Here is a 20,062-nt window from a genome sequence, read left to right on the forward strand (position 1 = left end):
TCAGCCGAGTCTCACGCGCTGAGCATCTTCCTGTTAGGCGGGTCGGCCCGCCCCCAGGTTGCCAGGACTCCGGCCAGTAGGCTCGCGGCATGGCTGAAAACGAGCACGAACAGCGGATGGCGCGCCCGCGCATGGCGGCGGGCGCCCTGTTCTTCGACGCCCAGGGCCGCGTCCTGCTCGTCCGCCCCTCGTACAAGCCCAAGTGGGAGATCCCCGGCGGCTACATCGAGACGGGGGAGTCCCCTCTTGCCGCGTGCCGACGCGAAGTCGAGGAGGAGTTGGGCATCACGCCTCCCATCGGCTCGTTGCTCGTCGTGGACTGGGCACCGAACGAGGCCGAGGGTGACAAGGTTCTGTATCTGTTCGACGGCGGGGAGCTAAGCCCCGAAGCCACCGCGTCGATCAAGCTCGCCCCTGACGAGTTGCTGGCCGCCGAGTTCCACACGATGGATGACCTCGATCAGCTCCTGATCCCGCGACTCGCCCGCCGCGTGAAGCAGGCTGTAAACGCGCGTGTGCAAGGCCGCACGAAGTACTTGGAGCATGGCGAACCGCCTGAATAGTCCACACCGCCTCTTAGCAGAATGGAACTAGGGATTCGTGGTGCAGCCATGGGATATACATCACTGCAGAGGGCGGATGCCGTTTTGCAGTTCCTAAGTGAGCCTGTGGCGCGCTGGCTGCTGATGTTGTGCAAATTTCCTGTAGCGGCTGCGGATCAGGGCGGTGTCGATCGACGACGCTGCAAAAGTCGATTCGCCCAGCTCTTTGGGGGCATTGAATTGTTCATTAGGCGCTGGGTGCGGCCGCGCGTTTGATTCTTTGTGTCGCTGTTTTCAGTCGATTGGGTCATGTGATTCGTGTTGGCATCGCATGCATTCGGCTCGCCAAGTTCCCCAAGTCTGGATGCTTCGCCCCGATTGACAAGTTCAGTAGCAGGTTCGTGTAACTCGTTTTCTTGAACATGAGTGAGTACGAACTGTGGACCGTCGTTCGCGTCGGCGACGACGGACCTTCTCAGGGAAACCCATATATAGTTTCCGTCGCACTGAAGTAGACGTAGTTCGGCGCGACCTCCCTGAAGTGGAGTTTGCAGCAAGGTTTCAAAGTCATCAGGGTGGACAAGATCTTCAAACTGGTAGCGGCGTAGTGCGGTTTGCGATCGACCAAGCAAGCGGCAGAAGGCATCGTTCACTCGCAGTAGGCGGCCAGGCGTATCGCCTCTTACCTCGGCAATGGATATCCCTGAAGGGGCGAATTCGAATGCCTGGCGGAATGATTCTTCGCTGGCGCGCAGAGCCTGTTGCTCTCTGTCGATTCTAATTAAAGCACGTTGCATGTTGGATCGTAGTCTGGCGTTGCTAATTGCAATCCCAGCGTGGTATGCGTACCTTCGTAGATACTCGCGCGCCAGGAGGTCGGGTCGAGGGCGTCCCGATGCCATGTCGACCGAAATGATCGCTATTAGCTCATTCCGTAATCCGGCATGTATCGGGGCATATAGGCGATCCTGTGGGTGCCAGTCATCTTTGGTGCGCTTTCGAGTGTCTTGCGACAGCCATTCTGGAACGTCATCGTCGATCTGCGCGCCCCCGCTGTGGGGTATAAAGCGGAGTCCACCCCAGTCTTCCGCCATTGACAGTCGGCGTTCCCAGGACAAGCGAGAGCCAACCCGGCCAGCCAAGGCGGCCTCGGCCTTGGTGCTACCGGCGAGAGAGGCGACGACAAGGTTCCCGTCGGGGCGAACAAGATTTACGACTGCAAGTTTATAGCCTAGGCTTTTCACAATCCCGTCGGCTATAACTTGCAAAGTGTCTGTCAAGCTGCGCCCACTGTAAAGATCGGCAATTGCTTGATCTGTCGCGTGAGACCATTCGGCCTCCGAATCTCTGTTCTTGTGGGGTGCGTCTGGCTTTGGTGAGTAGGCTGCATTTCTGACAAAGGCGATTTGGCCGAGTTGATTTCGACATAAACGTTGAGGCTCTGGGCGCTCCCGGGTGACCAGGTGAGTGCGCAGACGAGTAAAGATTGAATCTAGTGTCAGGAGTTGCTCGTCTCCTGGAATTCCCTCTTGGAGGATCGACATCCATTCGCCGGTGAATGCCGTGAGTGGTTCACCTGGTGGAGAAAGCGCAACGGCCGTTTCCGCTGCTGCTGCGAGTAGGTAGGTGCCGTCCAGCTCCAAGGCTGGTGCCGTTGACTGGGCACCGAACGCGCGAGCGCTATAACAACAGTCGAGGACAACGATCCGGCGAAGTGCCGCGCTCCCCTCTACTTCGTAGCGAATCCAGTCGTAGGGTACAGAGGAATCATGGACCGAACCTGGATCACTGCTCTCAATCGCTAGATGTAGTTTTCCCGTCCTCGGCTCGATCAGTCCATGCCCAGCGTAGTAGACCAGCAGAGTTTCTTTCGCTTCTCGTGAGGCTTTCCCGATAGCGCGCGAAACATCGCGAGGTAACGCCGGGTCGGAGATAATTGTGCAATGGTCGGATGGCAGTCTCCATTTTTCTCGGAAGAAGTTAGCCATGACGGTAAGATTTCCGTCAACTGCAGGCAATGGGTCGAGTATGGAGAATGAACCCGCACCGATCAGCACGATACGAGTTCTAGCAGGGTCGGGCAGATTGCTCACCGTTGAAGAACTCACCCTTACTCGCCGAGCGCTCGCTGCAGTAATTGATGCGCTTCCTCATCCGAGGGACCACTGATCTGGATCATGACGCCGTCGGACCGTACCACTGTCAGGTTGGGGCGTTGAGGGCGAGTGGAGCGCCACGTCGCTATGGATGCAGCCAGGGAGGCAGCGCTGAAACCGCTACTCAGGACTAGCGACAAGATGTCGATGCTGTTTCCTTGATGGCCAGCCTCTTTTGGTCTAGCGCTTCCTAGTTTGGCACGGACGGATGGGCGTAAAGTCCGGTCGATGCCAATCCAGGCAGCGAGTGAACGTAGTTCCGCCTCAGCTTCACGACTCGTGCAGCGGACGAAGATGTCCAAGTCCCCCCCCAGACCAGCACAGATGATGCACCGCTAGCAACATTCCGTATGTCAAGCACAGCCTACGCCTAACCTCCCGTTTCGCGCCGTTAGGCGTAGGAATTGTGCTCCCGAAATTTACTGTGGCGATGGTTCACTTGGAAGGGCTCTGAGATCAGCGCTGGCATCCACGATGGCATGCGACGCGTGTCGACATGCTGGCTTGCCCCCAGCCGGATCGCCGTTGAGGGCTGTGCCAGAGACCTGCCCGACCCTCGGATGAAGCGGTCCAGCGACAGAGCAGGCCCCTGTCCCGAACCTACCGATCAAGAGGTCGAAGGCAAGTCCCGGGTGAGGTGACCGGTCTAGGGTTCGCTCGCTGGTGGACGGGGCGCGGAGGGGCCGCGGCGATACAGAACTCGTTGGCCGAACCGACCGAGCGCCTGGTGCGTGGACCCTTGGTGGACCACAGGGTCTTACACGGGCAGTGAGAGGGGTCCTCCATACAGGTCAGGGCCCTAGCCGTCGTTCCGGCCACAGCCCTCTTGAAAACCGTCGTGGCAGCGATGTCACCGTGGGTTCAAATCCCACAGCCTCCGCCGAGGCCGGCGTCATAGCTGGTCGGAAGGGGTGCCCCTGGTTCAGGGGCACCCCTTCTGTGTGGGTGCCGACCGTCAGTCGATGGAGACGCTCCGGCCGAACTCGGAGATCGTCTGCTCGCCCGGCGGGACCTGGTCGACGATCTGGCCCTGGCAGCCCGAGTCGGAGAACACCAGGGCGAAGCCGTCGGTGTCGTTCGTCACCGTCAGCGGGTACCGCTGGCCCTCGTAGCAGCCGCTGGGATCCTGGTGCGCCGTACCGTCGACGATCAGGACTCCCTGCGCGGCCGCGGCCGTTCCGGCCGAGGACAGGGCCAGACCCACCGCACCGATCACCGCTGCCGCCGCGATTCCCATTCGACGCATCACGTACCTCCTGCGCAATCATGTGCCGACGAAGACGCCAACCGCCTTCCGGCCCATGGCTATCCGCGGTTGCTCGATTTCCGCTCACCGTCGGCCTGAGTGCGGGGTGGGGTGGTTGACGGGTGACGCCGCTGGTCGTGGGCGGGGCGGAGCGCGGTGGCTCGCCTTCCGAACGGACGGCTGGTTCCCCGTACTTCGACGTGGCGGGGAATTCTCCGAGGAGGGCCGGAGGAGGAGGTCCGGGAAGCCTTCTCCGAGGGAATCCGAGGAGGCGTCGAACGAGGAGCGAGAGGGGCACGAGCCCTCATTGCTGTCCTGTGGCGCGTCCGGCGTCGGGCCGGGGCAGTGGGCCCCGGGACGGGCGTCCGGATCCGGAAAGGAGCCTCCATGGCAACCCTTCGCGTTGGTTCCGGCAAGACCTCACCAGGACAGGGCTGGCAGCTCTACGGGCAGGAGGGGGTCTTCCTCGACGTCGACACCTCGTCGGCCCGTTTCGCGGGCACCCCCGTCTACACCGCGTCCCTGAACTCCACCGGCGGCAGCCAGCTGTGGGCGGTCGGGACGAGTTCCGTGTACAGCGCCACCGCCACGGGATTCCGTATCTACCTGCGCTGGGTGGACGACGCCAAGCGCGGCGGACGTCAGCTCACCCCCGAGACCGCCGAGCAGTTCGGCTTCTACCTCACCTGGATCGGGGTGGACGAGCCGTAGGCCGAGCGGTGAGGAGCACCGGAGCCCCGGCGCGGTGAACCTCCCCCGACCGTCGCCGCCCGGTCCGGCGTCCACAGGACGGCGCCGGATCGGGCGGCGATCTGGCCGAAAACCTACGGTGTGGTCGTTGATGCAGGTCAGAGCCGTCGGGTCCGCCGAGTGGCGGGCAGTTGAGATGCGGGACACGGCAAAGAGGGCTTTTAGTTGTAGCTAAAGGTGGGAACCTGTGAGGGAAGGACGAGTGAGGCTCGTCGACTGGGTGTGACAGGTGCGGCTGGGAGTGATGTGCATGCCGTGGAAGGGCAAGGGCCCGAAAGGGGAGACCGCGGAGCTCGCCGGAGCCCGGCTGGCCCGTCAAGCCACCGTCGAGGTCGCCGGGTTGCTGGGCAAGCGGGATATGAGCAGGGCGGATCTGGCCAGGCTGATGGATGTGAGCCCGGGGCGGGTCAGCCAAATACTGTCCGGCGACGAGAATCTGACGCTGAGAAGTCTGGCCGCGGTGGCGGACGCGCTGGAACTGGACGTCAAGATCAGCTTTGTTGAGCCCAAGGACGACGGCGGACGCCGTGCCATCGGCCGCGGCGACGACTCCTTCGTCTACGCCCCATGAGGCGGTCCCCTGGCCGGTGAACGGCCGTGTGGGGCAGGTGTGTCAGCGGGCCCGAGGTGCTCGGCGCGCTCAGGGATGCGACGCGCCGCCGGCTCCCACCGTCTCCAGCGGCTCTTCCGCCAGCGCCTGGTCCCGCAGCCGTACGAGATCGCGGTCGGCGCTCCGCTTGCCCGTCCGGTAGCCGAACTCCAGCATCTTCACGCAGGCTTCCTTGGCCATGGCCAGTGCCTGACGGCGGTCCTCCGACTCTTCCCGGGTGGCGCTGTGGAGTTCGACGGGGAAGTCCTGGAGCTCCCGCTGCCGGCAGAGCGAATCGATCTTCGCCTCGACCTTGGCGGCCTCGTCCAGGTACTGGTCCACCTCCTCGTACAAGGTGTTGATCGCCGTCCGTTCCTTGGTCACCGGGGTGGAGCCGCGCAGATATCCCCGGGCATCGAAGGCGAACATCCGCAGTTCGGCCACGGTTCCGAAGTCCCGGACCAGCCGGTGGCAGTGGCAGTACATGTCATGGGCGAGCCGTCGCTCCAGCCGGTCCAGCAGTACCGCGATACCCAGCGTGATCACCGCGACGAAGGGCGGGGTGGACTGCTGGTTCTGCTGCTGACGGACGCGCGGGGCCAGCGCCCCGCCCGCGGCCGCCGCGGCCACGGCGGGCGGGACGTCGGCCGCGTGCGGCAGCAGCAGGGTGATGGTGATCAGCGCCGCCGCGCAGGTGCAGCCGGTGATCGCCGCGCACAGCGTCGTGGACCGCGCGGTCCCGAGCAGCCTGCCCTTGTCGGCGTAGCGGTGGATCAGCGAGATCCAGGTGACCAGCGCGCAGGCGGCGAGGGGTAACGCGATCTGCGCGAACCACTGCTGTGCGTAGAGCTCGTGCACTGCTCCCCCTGCCCGCGCCTCGCTGCCGGTGCGCCGGAGGCGAGCGGCCGGTCACGGGGAGAGCGGGAGTCCCAACGCTGTCCGCCCGGAGGGCGGAAGGACCGGCGCGTGGTGTGCGGTGCGTACACGGAGCGCCTCGTCGCGTGGTCACGATAGTGCCCTCCGCTCGCGTGATGCACGGATCACGCTCCGCTTACCACCGGATCGCGCCGACCTCGCGCCGCGCCCCGGGCCCCGTCGACCGCGGCCGGGCCGTGTCGCACCGCCTGTCAGACGGGCCCGGGCGGTGGCGGCCGGACGGCCGGGGGCTGGAGGTGACGGGCGTACGAGCGCGCGGCGGAGGCGACCGTGGCCCGCGCCTCGCGACAGGTCAGCCCGGTGTCGACGGCCGCCTGGACCAGGTCGGGCGTGAGTTGTGCGCCCGCCCCTGTCTCGTACGCCCGGCAGGCAGCCCAGAACAGCCGGGTGTTGCGCTGACCCTCGCGGGACTCGCGGACGAACCGTACGAGGGCGGTGAGCGCGGCGGGACGCGGCTCGGGCGGGCGGCTGGCGCCCGGCGCGAGCGGCCGCCGGGCAGAGGCGGGCGGCCGCAGCAGCCGCAGCAGCGCGGGCGGGACGGGGGCGGGGGTCCAGACGGGGGAGCCGGGAGCCAGCCGATAGCCGCCGCGCGCCGCGGTCGAGCCGGGCCCGACGAGATAGCCGCCCGCACCGCGGATGTCGACGCCGGGGGCGAGACGGCCCGCCGAGTTGGGGACGGTGAGGCCGGGCGGACCGCTCAGCCACAGGTGGCGGCCGCCGCCGGGGGTGAGCACGGTGACGGTGCGCGGGACGGTGAAGCCGTGTTCACGGGCGAGCCGGGCGAGGGCGGCGGGGCCGTCCGTACGGGACCGGCCCGCAAGGCCGTGCGGGACATGCGGGCTGTCGTGCGGGACGTGCGGGGTGTCGTGCGGGCCGCCGTTCGCGCCCTGTGAGGTGTTCGGGCCGTGGGGCCGGACATCGAGATCGACCCCGATGAGGTGGTGCGGAGCGCATCCGCACGCGATGCCGTACGCGGTCGCCCAGGGGGCTGCCGCGAACAGTGCGCGGACGGTCCCGGGGTCCGCGGAGGCGTCGTGGATGCCGTGGCCCATCAGGCCGCAGGTGCCGCGGCAGGGCGGGGATCGGGGGTCGCGGTGGTGCGGGGAGCGCACGGCGGGCAGCTTCGCGCGGGTCAGTGGGATCACGCGGAAACCGTGCTCCGCGGCGGCGAGGGCATGGGCGAGTGCGGTGGTCGCCATGTCTCCCATGTTCGGACAAGTGTTCGGTCATGGGAAGGGGGCCGGGGAACCTGTTGAGGATGGCCGAATCTATGCGGAACCGCTTCCCTGCCCTTGCCGGACGGCTCGTCGGGTGGGGGCGGGGTGGCGCGTGGGCGCGCTCCCAAGGAGCGGGGGCGCTCGGCACGTTTAACTCCGGTTCCTCATGCTTACGTGGTAATTGAGGTGTCCGGTGCGGTTGTTCCGGGATGCGGTGGGGCAACTCTGCTTCCGCAAGGGTTGCCGAGCGTTCGGATCGGAGGGGCGGGATGGCCGGGACGTACACCATCCGCACCGGATGGAGGTCCGGGATCGTACCCAGGCCGCATGGAGGCAGGTCGCCACCGGGGAGCGGGGCGTGACGAGGGGATGGAAGCGCCGGGGGGCGTCATGGGGGGGCAGGGCTGGTGTCCGGAGCGGAACGAGAGCGAACAGTGGTGATTCATTGACTCCAGGGGACGGGTGAGGTCGTACGGTCGCGCGGTGGCAGCTCGATGCCGCCGCGCGGCCGTACGTGCCGTCGTGTCTTGACAGTCTCAAATTATCTGACGGATAGTCAGAAAGCTCTTCGCTGAGGCCAGTCACACCACCCCGACCTTCCAAGGGGGCCCACTGCCCATGACCGGTGAGAGGACGGCCGGGGAAGCCGCGCCCGGCGAGCCACCGAAGCCACCAGAGCGACGCGATCCGCAGGAACAGCATCGGCTGGACGAACGGCTGAAGTCGTTCGAGGGCCGGACGGCCGTGGCGGACGGCGAGGGCCGGGACCCCGTCAACGAGCCCATGATCAGGCACTGGTGCGAGGCGATGGGTGACACCAGCCCCGCCTATCCGGAGATCGCCCCGCCCACGATGCTCCAGGCGTGGACGATGGGCGGACTCGCGGGCCACCCCGTCGGTTCGACCCGGACCAGCGCCTACGACGAGCTCTTCGGACTGCTCGACGACGCGGGTTGCACCTCGATCGTGGCCACCGACTGCGAGCAGGAGTACCTGCGCCCGCTGCGCCCCGGGGACCGCGTCCGCTTCGACGCGGTGATCGAGTCCGTCTCCCCGCGCAAGAACACGGCGCTGGGCTCCGGGTACTTCATCACCACCCGGATGGACATCCGGGTCGGCACCGACCTGGCCGGCACGCACCGCTTCCGCGTCCTCAAGTACGCCCCCACCCGCCGGAGTCCGCGGCCGGAGCCGTCACCCACCGGCGCCGCGAAGGCGGCGCGTCCCCGTCCCGTCGTCAACCGGGACAACGAGGGCTTCTGGGAGGGCGTCGCCGCGCACCGGCTGCTCCTCCAGCGCTGCACCGGCTGCGACACCCTCCGCTTCCCCTGGCTGCCCGGCTGCGGCCGGTGCGGTTCACCGGAGTGGGAGACGGCCGAGGCGTCCGGCCGCGGCACGGTGTTCAGCCATGTGGTGATGCACCATCCGCCCTTCCCCGCCTTCGAACCGCCCTACGCCGTGGGGCTGGTCGAACTCGTGGAGGGCGTGCGCATGGTCAGCGGCATCACCGGGGTCCCTTACGACAAGGTGCGCATCGGCATGCCCGTCGAGCTGGAGTTCCTCCGGGTCGAGGACGCCAAGGGTTCCATGGAGCTGCCCGTCTTCCGGGCGACGGCGGAGGAGGCCGTATGACCGTCCGCGCGGGCGACGCCCTGCCACCGCTGCGCGTCCCGATCACCCGGACCCTCATCGTCGCCGGTGCCCTCGCCTCCCGGGACTACCAGGACGTGCACCACGATGCCGAGGCGGCCAAGGAGAAGGGCTCGCCGGACATCTTCATGAACATCCTGACCACCAACGGTCTTGTCGGCCGCTACGTCACTGATCACTTCGGGCCGCGGGCACGGCTGCGGAAGGTCGCGATCCGGCTCGGCGCGCCCAACTATCCGGGTGACGAGATGGTGTTGCGGGGCGAGGTCACCTCGGTCGCCGACGGTGCGGTGGAGGTCGCGGTGACGGGTGCCAACGGCATCGGCAACCATGTGACCGGCACGGTCACCGTGCGGCTGCCGGACGCCGACGCGCCGCGCACAGATGTCCCGGCCGCGTCGTCCGCCGGGCCGGCCGTGTCCGCCGCGCCGGCCGAGGATCCCCGGTGAGTGCCCGCCGGACCGGCACCCTGGGCGGCGCCGCGGCCGTCGCGGGCATCGGCGCCACCGCGTTCACCAAGGACTCCGGCCGCAGTGAGCTGCGGCTCGCGGCCGAGGCCGTGCGGGCCGCCCTGGCCGACGCCGGGCTCACCCCGGCCGATGTGGACGGGCTCGTCACGTTCACGATGGACACCAGCCCCGAGATCACCGTCGCCCAGGCGTGCGGGATCGGTGAGCTGTCGTTCTTCTCGCGCGTCCACTACGGCGGGGGCGCCGCGTGCGCCACCGTCCAGCAGGCCGCCCTCGCCGTCGCGACCGGGGTCGCCGAGGTGGTCGTCTGCTACCGCGCGTTCAACGAGCGCTCCGGGCGGCGTTTCGGGGCCGGGGTGCAGCACCGCGAACCCTCGGCCGAGGGGGCCGCGCTCGGCTGGGTGCTGCCGTTCGGTCTGCTCACCCCGGCGTCCTGGGTGGCCATGGCCGCACAGCGCTATCTGCACGTCCACGGGCTGACGCCCGAGGTCTTCGGCCATGTGGCCGTGACCGGCCGGCGGTACGCGGCCACGAACCCGGCCGCGTACTTCCACGGCCAGCCGATCACCCTCGCCGAGCACGCCGCCTCGCGCTGGATCGTCGAACCGCTGCGACTGCTCGACTGCTGCCAGGAGACGGACGGCGGTCAGGCCATCGTGGTCACCAGTGTTGAGCGCGCCCGTGACCTGCGTCATCCGCCCGCGGTGATCACGGCCGCGGCGCAGGGGGCGGGGCGCGGCCAGGAGCAGATGACCAGCTTCTACCGGGACGATCTCACCGGGCTGCCGGAGATGGCCGTGGTGGCGCGGCGGCTGTGGCGGGACAGCGGGCTCACTCCGGCCGAGATCGATGTCGGGATCCTCTACGACCACTTCACTCCGTTCGTCCTGATGCAGCTGGAGGAGTTCGGCTTCTGCGGGCGCGGTGAGGCGCCGGGGTTCGTCGCCGAGGACGCGCTCCCCCTGAATACGCACGGAGGCCAGCTCGGCGAGGCGTATCTGCACGGGATGAACGGCATCGCGGAGGGTGTGCGGCAGATCCGCGGCATCTCGGTGAACCAGGTCCCGCACGCCGCGCGCGTCCTGGTCACCGCGGGCACCGGAGTACCGACATCCGGGCTCCTCCTCGGCGCAGACGGCTGAACCGCGCGCGTGTCTGCGGGCCCGGTCGTCCTCCGTCCCCCTTCATTTGTCATATGAACCGAAGAATGCAGAGGGGCTGGACGGTCACGAGCTGTACCGCGGGTCTGGCCGTGGCGCTGGCCGCCTCGATCGCCGCTGCCGCCCCTGCCTCGTCCGACGGTGCGCCCACCGGCTCGTCCCCGGCCATGCGTTCCGCGTCGTCCGGGGGCGGCGGCTTCGCGTCGGCGCCGTCCGCGCTCCCCGACCCCCGCACCCTGGGCGCCGAGGTCTTCACGGGCTGGGCCTTCGACACCTGCCACACCCCGCCCCTCAGCACCCTGCGCGCCTGGCACGGCTCCCGCTACCGGGCCCTCGGCGTCTACTTCGGCGGCCGTGGCCGGGCCTGCCCGGTCCAGCCGCATCTCACCGCCTCCTGGCTGCGCGGCGCCGCGGACCTGGGGTGGCACGCACTGCCCGTCTACGTCGGTTCCCAGTCACCGTGCGTCCGCAACATCGACAAGACACGCGTCCCCATCGGCCCCGCCCCCTGGGCGCAGGGGCGCGCGGAGGCGCTGGACGCGGTGTTCCGCGCCAAGGCGCTGGGCATGAAGGAGCGCAGCGCGCTCTACCTCGACATGGAGGCGTACGACCGGTCGGACGCGGACTGCGCCGCCACCACGCTCTCCTTCATCCGCGCCTGGAACCGCGAAGTCAGCGCGCGGGGCTACTTCCCCGGGTTCTACAGCAGCGCGGATTCCGGGGTGCGCCATATGGAACAGGCGCGGCGGGCGGGCGTCGACGACCTGCCCTCCATCCTCTGGTTCGCCCGCTGGACCGGAAAGGCGTCGCTGCACGGGGAGCCGGCCGTGGCCGAGGCCGCCTGGCAGCCGCACCGCCGCATCCATCAGTACCGTGGCAATGTCGATGTCACGCACGGCGGCCGGACGCTGCGGATCGACCGCAACAAGGTGGACGCGCCGGTCGCGATCGTCGACTGAACGGTCCCCGCCCCCTCCGGTGGATCCCTGATGCTCTCCACACCTCCTCCCCCCTCAGGAGGTGGTGGCAGCCCCACCCCTACAACCAGAGGCGGACGCGGCTTCGGCACCTGGGGCCGATCCGGGATGACCTGCGCGCTCATAGCGTGGAGACATGACCACGACCGTGTGCACGGGCGCATCCACCGCCGCGTTCCCGTCGTTCTCCTCGTACGTGACGGCACGGGGGCCGGTTCTGCTGCGCACCGCCCGCTCGCTGACCGCCAACGCCTTCGACGCCGAGGACCTGCTCCAGACCGCGCTGGCCAAGACGTACCTGGCGTGGGAGCGCATCGAGGACCACAAGGCGCTGGACGGCTATGTGCGGCGGGCGCTGGTGAACACCCGTACCTCGCAGTGGCGCAAGCGCAAGGTCGACGAGTTCGTGTGCGAGGAGCTGCCCGAGCCGGATCCGGTGCCCGCTCCCGACCCCGCCGAGCAGCAGGTGCTCCGCGACACCATGTGGCGCGCGGTACTGCGGCTGCCGGACCGCCAGCGGGCCATGGTCGTCCTCAGGTACTACGAGGACCTGAGTGAGGTCCAGACCGCCGAGGTGCTCGGGGTGTCCGTCGGCACGGTCAAGAGCGCGGTCTCGCGGGCCCTGGGCAAGCTGCGCGAGGACCCGGAGCTCTCCCGCGCGGCCTGATCCGCGGCGGCGGCGCCCGTATGGACGGGGGCGCGGGCGGGACCAAGGGGTGCGGGGCAGCGCGGAAGGGTGACGCTGTGCGGCGCGGAACAGGGGTTATCCACAGCGGAGTTATCCACAGGGGATGACATACCAGCCGGTCGGCAGCAGAATCAGCGGCACTTCTACCCGCGCGTAACCGGAACCCTGGAGGCCCCGGTGCTCAGCACGATGCAGGACGTACCGCTGACCGTGACCCGCATCCTCATGCATGGGTCGGTCGTGCACGGCGCGGCCGAGGTGACCACCTGGACCGGCGAGGGTGCGCCCCAGCGCCGTACCTTCCGGGAGGTCGGCGGACGTTCCGCCGCGCTCGCCCACGCGCTGCGCGATGAGCTGGAGGTCGAGCGCGGTGAGCCCGTGGGCACCCTCCTGTGGAACAACTGCGAGCATCTGGAGTGCTATCTCGCGGTGCCGTCCATGGGCGCCGTGCTGCACACCCTCAACCTCCGGCTGCCCGCCGAGCAGCTCAGCTGGATCGTGAACCACGCGGCGGACCGCGTGATCATCGTCAACGGCTCGCTGCTGCCCCTGCTCGCCCCGCTCCTCCCCGGCCTGGGCTCCGTGGAGCACCTCGTGGTCACCGGTCCGGGCGACCGCTCCCTCCTCGACGGCTGCGGTGCGCGGGTCCATGAGTACGAGGACCTGATCGAGGGCCGGCCCACCGCGTACGACTGGCCGGAGCTCGACGAGCGCGAGGCCGCCGCGCTCTGCTACACCTCGGGGACGACCGGGGACCCCAAGGGCGTGGCCTACAGCCACCGTTCGATCTATCTGCACTCCATGCAGGTCAACAGTGCCGAGTCATTCGCGGTCTCCGGGCGCGACACCCTGCTGCCGGTGGTGCCGATGTTCCACGCGAACGCGTGGGGCACTCCGCACGCCGCCTTCATGGCGGGCGCCTCGATCCTGATGCCCGACCGCTTTCTCCAGCCCGAGCCGCTGGCCGAGATGATCGAGAGCGTCCGCCCCACCATCGCCGCCGCCGTGCCGACCATCTGGCACGGGCTGCTCGCCGAGCTGAACGCGAACCCGCGGGACGTGGCCTGTCTGCGGAATGTCTACATCGGCGGTGCGGCCTGCCCGCCCGCCCTGATGAAGGAGTTCGAGGAGCGCCACGGCATCCGCGTGGTGCACGCCTGGGGCATGACGGAGACCTCGCCGCTGGGCACCATCGCCCAGCCGCCCGCCGGTGTATCGGAGGAGGCGGCCTGGCCGTACCGCGTCAGCCAGGGCCGTTTCCCGGCCTCCGTACAGGCCCGGCTGACCGCGCCCGACGGCAGCCGGGTGCCGTGGGACGGCGTGACGGCGGGTGAGCTGGAGGTGCGTGGCCCGTGGATCGCCGGGTCGTACTACGGAGGCGCGGCGGGTGAGCCGTTCCGCCCGGACGACAAGTTCACCGAGGACGGTTGGCTGAAGACCGGTGACGTCGGCACCATCACGCCCGACGGCTATCTGGTGCTGACCGACCGCGCCAAGGACGTCATCAAGTCCGGTGGTGAGTGGATCTCCTCGGTCGAGCTGGAGAACCAGCTCATGGGGCATCCGGAGGTCGCGGAGGCGGCGGTCGTCGCCGTTCCGGACCAGAAGTGGGGCGAGCGCCCGCTGGCCACCGTGGTGCTGAAGGAGGGCGCCACCGCCGACTACGGGACGCTCCGGGCCTTCCTCGCCGAGCGGATCGCGCGCTGGCAGCTCCCCGAGCGCTGGGCGCTGATCCCGGTGGTGCCGAAGACGAGCGTGGGCAAGTTCGACAAGAAACTGCTGCGGAAGCAGTACGCGGACGGGGAGCTGGATGTGACCGAGCTGGACTGAACCGGTCCCGGCCGGAGCCGGGTTCCGGTCGGAAACCGGCCTTGGTCGGAAACCGGGCCCGGGAGCGGTGGCGCGGGGCGGGGGCACGTTCGCCCCGCCCGCCGCTCCACCGGCCGGAGCCGCCGACCGCTGTCGTCAGTTGGTGCCGATCTTCGCCAGCAGGTCCACGATCCGGGCCTGCACCTCGTCGCTCGTCGAACGCTCCGCGAGGAACAGCACGGCCTCGCCCGACGCCAGCCGCGAGAGCTGCCCCGGGTCGATGTCCGCCGAGGTGTAGACGACCAGCGGGGTGCGGTTGAGCAGACCGTTGCCGCGCAGCCAGTCCACGATCCCGGCCCGGCGGCGGCGCACCTGCATCAGGTCCATCACCACCAGGTTCGGCCGCATCTGGCCCGCGAGCGTCACCGCGTCGGCGTCCGTCGCCGCGCGGGCCACCTGCATCCCGCGCCGCTCCAGCGTCGCCGTCAGCGCCGCCGCGATCGGCTCGTGCTCCTCGATCAGCAGGACGCGCGGCGGATGCTGCTCGCTGTCGCGCGGGGCGAGCGCCTTGAGCAGGACGGCCGGGTCGGCACCGTATGCCGCCTCACGTGTCGCCTGGCCGAGCCCCGCGGTCACCAGCACCGGCACCTCGGCGGCGACCGCCGCCGTACGCAGCGACTGGAGTGCGGTGCGGGTGATCGGCCCGGTCAGCGGATCCACGAAGAGCGCCGCCGGATACGCGGCGATCTGCGCGTCCACCTCCTCACGGGAGTTGACGATCACCGGGCGGTAGCCGCGGTCGCTCAGCGCCTGCTGCGTGGACATGTCCGGTGCGGGCCACACCAGGAGGCGGCGCGGGTTGTCCAGCGGCTCCGGGGGCAGTTCGTCGTCCAGCGGCGGGGTGCGGTCGTCGACGACCTCGATCGCGCCGTTCGGTCCGTCCAGCGGCTCCGGCCCCTCGGCGCCGTCGTCCGGCGCGCCGATCGCGAAGGCGCGGCCCGAGCTCTGCGGCCCCGGTGCGCGATGCGGCTGCGCGCCGCCCGCACCGGGCTGCGGACGCGCCGGTGCCGCGGGCTGGGCCCCGGACTGCGGCTGTGGTGCGGGCGTCCGGCCCGCGGCCGCCGCGCTCTCCGGGACGGGCCCGTCCTGCTCCGGCTCCTGTACGTCGGGCCGGGCGGCCAGCTTGCGCCGCCGGCCCGAACCCGCGGTGGCCGTACCGCCGGAGGGCGTCTGGGGCTGGGGCTGCGCCGTCGGCTGCTGCCCCGGCGGACGGCCGCCCTGCGGCTGGCCCAGACGCTGGACCCCGGTGGGGTGCTGGCCGATGGGGTGCTGTCCGGTCGGATGCTGACCCGTGGCGTGCTCACCGACCTGCTGGGCGAACGGCACACCCTGCCCGAGCGTCCGCACGCTGAACGCCCGGCCCTGGGTGGAGTCCGCGCCCGGCGCCGCCTCGGCGGGCAGCGGCTGGGAACCCGGTCGCGCGGGGGCACCCGGCGCGCCCGTAGCCCCCGGCCACTGGCCGGACGGCGGACCGCTCTGCTGCGGACCGTCCTGCTGGGGCGGTTCCGGCTGCTCCTCGGACAGTGGCCGACGCGCCCGGCGGCGGCCGGTCGGCTGGGCCTGCTGGTCATGCGGCGGAAGCTGTTCATGCTCGGGTCCACGGGCGGCGGGCAGCGCGGCCATGGCCGACTCCCCCTGCCCCGGAGCACCGCCCGGCGGTACGGGCTCACCCCGGACGGCCAGACCGCCACCGGCCTGCGGCTGCGCGGCCCCACGGGGACCGTGCTGCGCCGGGACCAGTCCGGCCGGTCCGGCCGGGCCCAGCTCCGGCGGCAGCGTCCCGGAATCCGGTGTCCGGTCGGCCGCGGCGGGCGGCAGTGCGAAGGGGGACCGGGCGGCACCGGGCTCCGCCGCGGGCTGTCCCTGTCCCTGTCCTTGTCCCTGGGCCTGTTCCTGCTCGGGCGAGAGCCGCTCCGGGGCCTCGGCCAGCGCACGGCGGGCGCGGCGGCGGCCCGTGGGCGCGGAAGCCCCGTCCGGCTGGCCGCCGTTGGTGTCCCGCGGGGCCTGGTCCCACGGCGCCTGCTGCTGCTCGTGCGGCGGAACCTGTTCATGCGGCGGGAGCTGTTCGTGCTCGGGTCCGCGGGCGGCGGGCAGCGCGGGTACGGCGCCCGGCTGCGGCTGCCGGCGCGGGGCCGGGCCGGTGGCGTCGGCCGCCGCCGGGGGCAGCGCGAGCGCGGGCCGGGGGGCGGCGCCGTTCTCCTGCGCGGGGGCACCGCGCCGCCGCCCGCCGGGAGCGTGTCCCGGGGCGGCCATGCCCTGCGGCGGCACCACGCCCATACCGGCGGGGCCGACCGGTCGCGGAGCCGCCTCCGGACCCTCGTCGGCGTCGGCGTGGCGGTGGTGACCGGTCCCGTTGCCGTCGGTGTCCTGGGTGGCGGTGCCGGGGGCGGGGGTCTCGTCGGGGTGCGGACGGGCGCGTCGGCGTCCGGTGGGCCGGGGCTCGTTGTGGTGCGCGCCGGTGTCATCACCGTCGGCGGGGGGCTGTTCGGCCGCCGGGGCGCCCGCGCCCTGCTCGCCGGTCTCCGTCCCGTTGCCGTCGGTGTCCTGGGTGGCGGTGCCCGGGGCGGGCGTCTCATCGGGGTGCGGACGGGCGCGGCGCCGCCCGGTCGGGGTGTGACCGGTGCCGTCCCCGGCCGTGCCACCGCCCGACGTACCGCCACCGGAGGTGTCAGCGGCGGACGCGGCACCGCCCGCGGTGCCCTGCCCCCGCGTACCGTCGGTCCCGTCGCCCCGCTCCGCGCCCGGCGCGGCGTCCGCGCGCTCCTGGTCCGCGGCGGCGGCCGAGATCGGCACCTCCAGGACATAGGCGTGTCCGCCCATGCCCGGCATCTCATGGGTCTGCAGCACGCCTCCGTGCCGGCGCACGATCCCGCGCACGATGGGCTCGTGCACTGGGTCGCCGCCCGCGTAGGGGCCGCGCACCTCGATCCTTATGACGTTCCCGCGCTTGGCCGCCGCGACCACGATCGTCGAGTCCCCGGTGGGGGCGCCGCCCGAGGCCGCCTTGCCGGTCGAGTCGACCCCCGCGACGTCGGCGACGAGGTGGGCCAGCGCCTGGGCCAGCCGCTCCGCGTCCACCTCGGCCTCGATCGGCGGCGCGTGCACGGCGAACTGTGCCCGCCCAGGACCGATCAGCTCGATCGCGCCCTCGACACCGGCCGACACGACCTCGTCCATGGAGACCACGCGCCGGGCCAGCTCCTCCCCGTGCGCGTCGAGCCGCTGGTAGCCCAGGACGTTGTCCACGAGCGTGGTCATCCGGGTGTACCCGGCGGCGAGGTGGTGCAGGATCTGGTTCGCCTCCGGCCACAGCTGCCCGGCCGGGTCGTCGGCGAGGACGCCCAGCTCGTGGCGGAGCTCCAGCAGCGGACCGCGCAACGACTGGTCGAGCACGGCTAGCAGCTGGGCGTTCCGGTCGGTGAGCGACTCCAGCCGCTCCGCGTACCGCTCGCGCTCCCCGGTCAGCTCCTCCTGGAGCTCCTCCACCGCCTGGGTGTGCCGGGCGTTGAGCTCCTCGATCTCGGTCGCGTGCCGGGCGGCGAGGGCCTCCAGCTCCTCGGTGTGCCGCGAGGTGAGCCCCTCCACCTCCTCGGCGTGGGACGTGGCCATGGCATGTTCGGCCCGTCGGTCGGTGAAGGTCATCACGGCGCCGACGAGTTGCTCACCGTCCCGCACCGGCGCCGTCGTCAGATCGACCGGGACCTGACTGCCGTCCTTGGACCACAGCGTCTGGCCACGCACCCGGTGCTTGCGGCCGGACCGCAGGGTGTCGGCGAGCGGCGATTCCTCGAACGGGAAGGGGGAACCGTCCGGGCGCGAGTGGTGTACAAGAGAGTGAAGCTCCTGACCGCCCAGGTCGCTGGCCCGGTAACCGAGGATCTGCGCCGCGGACGGGTTGACGAGGACCACCTTGCCCTCGGTGTCCACGCCGACCACGCCCTCCGCCGCCGCGCGCAGGATCATCTCGGTCTGGCGCTGCTGACGGGCGAGTTCGGCCTCGGTGTCGAGCGTCCCGGTCAGGTCGCGCACGATGAGCATCAGCAGCTCATCACCGGTGTAGCTGTACTGATCGGCGTAGGGGGTCCGGCCGTCCTCCAGATTGGCGCTGGTCACCTCGACGGGGAACTGCGCCCCGTCGGTGCGCCGGGCCATCATCCGGGTCGGCTTGGTGCCGCTCGTCTGCTCCGCGTCGGTGGGGCGCCGCATCGACCCGGGAATGCGATTGGGATCGAAGGAGGGGAGCAGGTCGAGCAGACCACGACCGACGAGCGCGGTGCCCGGCGTCTCGAAGGACTCGAGTGCGATGTGGTTGGCGTTGACGACCGTGCCGTTGCAGTTGACCAGCAGCAGCGCGTCCGGAAGGGCATCGAGTATCGCTGCGAGGCGAGCAGCGCCTCGGGATGGCCTGCTGCTCACGACGACGCTTCCTCCCTGACTACCGCACCTTGCTGACACTCGCGGTCGTTCTGCTTCCCCGTCTGCGGAGTGTCTCTAGGGGAGTCTACGGGCACCGGCGCCGGGCGCGACGGCAGATGAGAGCGAGCTCGCAGCACGACGTACGCGTCTCGACGCACGCCCGGACAAACCTCTCCGGGGACCGGCCCTTCTCCGTCCCGGGCCAATCCCCCGGTCGTCTCCCATCACCACGCATCAGCTGCCATGCATGCGCAAAACCACGGAGAACCGATCCCACCGGGCGATTTCACACCCGTTGGAGCGGTCGAAGCGCGCGTCGACCGGCCGCCCCGCCCAGTGCCCGGTCACCCGCGCGGTAGCCGGCCCCCCGTACACCCCCGTGCACATCGCCGCGGGCGACACCGGGGCGAAGGGGTCCCGCCCCCACTCCGTCTGCGAATCCAGCTGCCCGCACGCCGCCCGCGCCCGCGGATGCGTGCCACCGGTCGGGTGGCAGGACAGCACGTACCGTGCGGCATCCGCCGGGCCCCCGCTCTCGCTCACGGTGATCACCAGACGGTCGGCGCTCTCCCCGTCGATCGGCAGGGGCAGCGGCAGCGGTGTCCCCCACGCGGGGGCCAGTGCGGCGACGGAGGCGGCGGTCGTGACGGCGGCGGTGACGGCGAGACGGTGCAGCAGGGCCATGGGGGCACTCCTGGTGTGATCGATCCGGGGCGCGCTGCCCCTGCCCCCTCTAACGCGCCGCCCCCGCGCGCGTTGCGCCGCCAATAGGGCTTTGCGGTGGTGCCCGCCCGCCGAGTACCGTAGGGCGCGATTGGTGACATCCCGCTGGGCTGTGACATCATCTGCACACACCACATCGCGCTCGCGTGATGAGACTGGTGTGCTGGAGGCTTCGCCTAGTCTGGTCTATGGCGCCGCACTGCTAATGCGGTTTGGGCCTTAAAGCCCATCGAGGGTTCAAATCCCTCAGCCTCCGCTTCCTCAGGAGCCCCGGCCGAAATCGGCCGGGGCTCCTGCGTTTGTGGCGGCCGACGCGCCCTGCCCGGCGACGTAACCATATGCGCCCGCCCGTATGCGCTATGTGTCGACGGGTGAATCGATCATGGCCCCGACCTCGGTCTCCTGCTGTCTCCCCGATGGGTTCCGATGCCGGGCGGACCGACCCTCAAAAGTGGAGTTTCCGCAGGTCAGGGGTGGTGTGGGAAACGGATTTCGCGTGACGCCGCAGGTCATGTAATGTTGTCCCCGCAACGCCGACCGGCAAGAAAAACCGCCGGGAAGCCAAGCGCTCGTAGCTTAACGGATAGAGCACTTGACTACGGATCAAGAGGTTGCAGGTTCGAATCCTGCCGAGCGCGCAGTCTAGGGAATGATTCCCGCCCAGGTCAGGGCC

The 20,062-nt window shown here is 70.2% G+C and carries 15 protein-coding genes, 2 tRNA genes and 2 pseudogenes; 11 read left to right on the forward strand and 8 right to left on the reverse strand.

The features are described from left to right. The first annotated feature begins 89 nt into the window (after positions 1 to 89). The gene (locus NMK44_RS23085) at positions 90 to 563 is read left to right on the forward strand and encodes an NUDIX domain-containing protein (protein ID WP_254746047.1); all 474 of its coding nucleotides are present in this window, start codon (positions 90 to 92) and stop codon (positions 561 to 563) included. Between the two features lie 305 nt (positions 564 to 868). Here NMK44_RS23085 and NMK44_RS23090 read toward each other — a convergent pair. The 4 genes and pseudogenes from NMK44_RS23090 to NMK44_RS23100 form a co-directional block, all read right to left on the reverse strand. Then, positions 869 to 1,849, reverse strand: a pseudogene (locus tag NMK44_RS23090) (PAS domain S-box protein); the annotation flags it as partial. A gap of 162 nt (positions 1,850 to 2,011) precedes the next feature. Then, a pseudogene (locus NMK44_RS42900) lies at positions 2,012 to 2,650 on the reverse strand (caspase, EACC1-associated type); the annotation flags it as partial. Between the two features lie 2 nt (positions 2,651 to 2,652). Beyond that, on the reverse strand, positions 2,653 to 3,000 hold the full coding sequence (locus tag NMK44_RS42730) for an effector-associated constant component EACC1 (protein WP_374215325.1): 348 nt from the start codon (positions 2,998 to 3,000) through the stop codon (positions 2,653 to 2,655). 653 nt (positions 3,001 to 3,653) lie between these two features. Continuing rightward, a complete protein-coding gene (locus tag NMK44_RS23100; RefSeq protein WP_254746049.1) occupies positions 3,654 to 3,944 on the reverse strand; it encodes a hypothetical protein in 291 nt (96 codons plus the stop codon). A gap of 387 nt (positions 3,945 to 4,331) precedes the next feature. Between NMK44_RS23100 and NMK44_RS23105 the strand changes: the two genes are divergently transcribed. Together NMK44_RS23105 and NMK44_RS23110 are read left to right on the forward strand one after the other, a co-directional pair. Beyond that, a complete protein-coding gene (locus NMK44_RS23105) occupies positions 4,332 to 4,655 on the forward strand; it encodes a hypothetical protein (protein WP_254746051.1) in 324 nt (107 codons plus the stop codon). Between the two features lie 289 nt (positions 4,656 to 4,944). Next, a complete protein-coding gene (locus NMK44_RS23110; protein ID WP_254746053.1) occupies positions 4,945 to 5,265 on the forward strand; it encodes a helix-turn-helix domain-containing protein in 321 nt (106 codons plus the stop codon). A 69-nt stretch (positions 5,266 to 5,334) separates the two neighbouring features. On the opposite strand, the gene NMK44_RS23115 is transcribed toward NMK44_RS23110, so the two are convergent. Both NMK44_RS23115 and NMK44_RS23120 read right to left on the reverse strand, forming a co-directional pair. Continuing rightward, on the reverse strand, positions 5,335 to 6,141 hold the full coding sequence (locus tag NMK44_RS23115; RefSeq protein WP_254746055.1) for a hypothetical protein: 807 nt from the start codon (positions 6,139 to 6,141) through the stop codon (positions 5,335 to 5,337). Positions 6,142 to 6,410: 269 nt separating this feature from the next. After that, positions 6,411 to 7,418, reverse strand: coding sequence for a bifunctional DNA primase/polymerase (locus NMK44_RS23120; protein WP_254746057.1), 1,008 nt, complete (start codon positions 7,416 to 7,418; stop codon positions 6,411 to 6,413). Positions 7,419 to 8,054: 636 nt separating this feature from the next. Between NMK44_RS23120 and NMK44_RS23125 the strand changes: the two genes are divergently transcribed. From NMK44_RS23125 to NMK44_RS23150, 6 genes are all read left to right on the forward strand, one after another. Next, positions 8,055 to 9,068 (forward strand): bifunctional MaoC family dehydratase N-terminal/OB-fold nucleic acid binding domain-containing protein, encoded by a 1,014-nt coding sequence (locus tag NMK44_RS23125; protein WP_254746059.1) that lies wholly within the window; start codon positions 8,055 to 8,057, stop codon positions 9,066 to 9,068. Then, entirely contained in the window at positions 9,065 to 9,535 is a 471-nt protein-coding gene (locus tag NMK44_RS23130; RefSeq protein WP_254746061.1) for a MaoC family dehydratase, read from the forward strand. The genes NMK44_RS23125 and NMK44_RS23130 overlap by 4 nt, the downstream gene beginning before the upstream one ends. Then, positions 9,532 to 10,698, forward strand: coding sequence for a lipid-transfer protein (locus NMK44_RS23135; RefSeq protein ID WP_254746063.1), 1,167 nt, complete (start codon positions 9,532 to 9,534; stop codon positions 10,696 to 10,698). The genes NMK44_RS23130 and NMK44_RS23135 overlap by 4 nt, the downstream gene beginning before the upstream one ends. A 65-nt stretch (positions 10,699 to 10,763) precedes the next feature. Further along, on the forward strand, positions 10,764 to 11,675 hold the full coding sequence (locus NMK44_RS23140) for a DUF1906 domain-containing protein (RefSeq protein WP_254746065.1): 912 nt from the start codon (positions 10,764 to 10,766) through the stop codon (positions 11,673 to 11,675). Positions 11,676 to 11,829: 154 nt separating this feature from the next. Further along, positions 11,830 to 12,360 (forward strand): SigE family RNA polymerase sigma factor, encoded by a 531-nt coding sequence (locus NMK44_RS23145; RefSeq protein WP_254746067.1) that lies wholly within the window; start codon positions 11,830 to 11,832, stop codon positions 12,358 to 12,360. Between the two features lie 198 nt (positions 12,361 to 12,558). Further along, positions 12,559 to 14,211: a long-chain fatty acid--CoA ligase gene (locus NMK44_RS23150; RefSeq protein WP_254746069.1), complete on the forward strand. Its 1,653-nt coding sequence runs from the start codon at positions 12,559 to 12,561 to the stop codon at positions 14,209 to 14,211. A gap of 135 nt (positions 14,212 to 14,346) precedes the next feature. On the opposite strand, the gene NMK44_RS23155 is transcribed toward NMK44_RS23150, so the two are convergent. Next, on the reverse strand, positions 14,347 to 18,666 hold the full coding sequence (locus NMK44_RS23155) for a hybrid sensor histidine kinase/response regulator (RefSeq protein ID WP_254746071.1): 4,320 nt from the start codon (positions 18,664 to 18,666) through the stop codon (positions 14,347 to 14,349). A gap of 234 nt (positions 18,667 to 18,900) precedes the next feature. Further along, positions 18,901 to 19,350, reverse strand: a complete 450-nt coding sequence (locus tag NMK44_RS23160; protein WP_254746073.1) for an SSI family serine proteinase inhibitor — start codon at positions 19,348 to 19,350, stop codon at positions 18,901 to 18,903. Positions 19,351 to 19,554: 204 nt separating this feature from the next. Between NMK44_RS23160 and NMK44_RS23165 the strand changes: the two genes are divergently transcribed. Continuing rightward, a tRNA-Ser gene (locus NMK44_RS23165) sits at positions 19,555 to 19,645 on the forward strand. Positions 19,646 to 19,954: 309 nt separating this feature from the next. Continuing rightward, a tRNA-Arg gene (locus NMK44_RS23170) sits at positions 19,955 to 20,027 on the forward strand. Positions 20,028 to 20,062 lie beyond the last annotated feature (35 nt).

It is taken from the genome of Streptomyces cucumeris, from assembly GCF_024295805.1.
GTDB classification, from domain to species: Bacteria; Actinomycetota; Actinomycetes; order Streptomycetales; family Streptomycetaceae; genus Streptomyces; species Streptomyces cucumeris.

Excerpts from the sequence above, each read along its gene's own strand:
- NMK44_RS23120 (WP_254746057.1), bottom strand. The coding sequence starts at position 7,418 with ATGGCGACCACCGCACTCGCCCATGCCCTCGCCGCCGCGGAGCACGGT.
- NMK44_RS23125 (WP_254746059.1), top strand. The coding sequence starts at position 8,055 with ATGACCGGTGAGAGGACGGCCGGGGAAGCCGCGCCCGGCGAGCCACCG.
- NMK44_RS23085 (WP_254746047.1), top strand. The coding sequence starts at position 90 with ATGGCTGAAAACGAGCACGAACAGCGGATGGCGCGCCCGCGCATGGCG.
- NMK44_RS23160 (WP_254746073.1), bottom strand. The coding sequence starts at position 19,350 with ATGGCCCTGCTGCACCGTCTCGCCGTCACCGCCGCCGTCACGACCGCC.
- NMK44_RS23105 (WP_254746051.1), top strand. The coding sequence starts at position 4,332 with ATGGCAACCCTTCGCGTTGGTTCCGGCAAGACCTCACCAGGACAGGGC.
- NMK44_RS23100 (WP_254746049.1), bottom strand. The coding sequence starts at position 3,944 with ATGCGTCGAATGGGAATCGCGGCGGCAGCGGTGATCGGTGCGGTGGGT.
- NMK44_RS23110 (WP_254746053.1), top strand. The coding sequence starts at position 4,945 with ATGCCGTGGAAGGGCAAGGGCCCGAAAGGGGAGACCGCGGAGCTCGCC.
- NMK44_RS23140 (WP_254746065.1), top strand. The coding sequence starts at position 10,764 with ATGCAGAGGGGCTGGACGGTCACGAGCTGTACCGCGGGTCTGGCCGTG.
- NMK44_RS23130 (WP_254746061.1), top strand. The coding sequence starts at position 9,065 with ATGACCGTCCGCGCGGGCGACGCCCTGCCACCGCTGCGCGTCCCGATC.
- NMK44_RS23145 (WP_254746067.1), top strand. The coding sequence starts at position 11,830 with ATGACCACGACCGTGTGCACGGGCGCATCCACCGCCGCGTTCCCGTCG.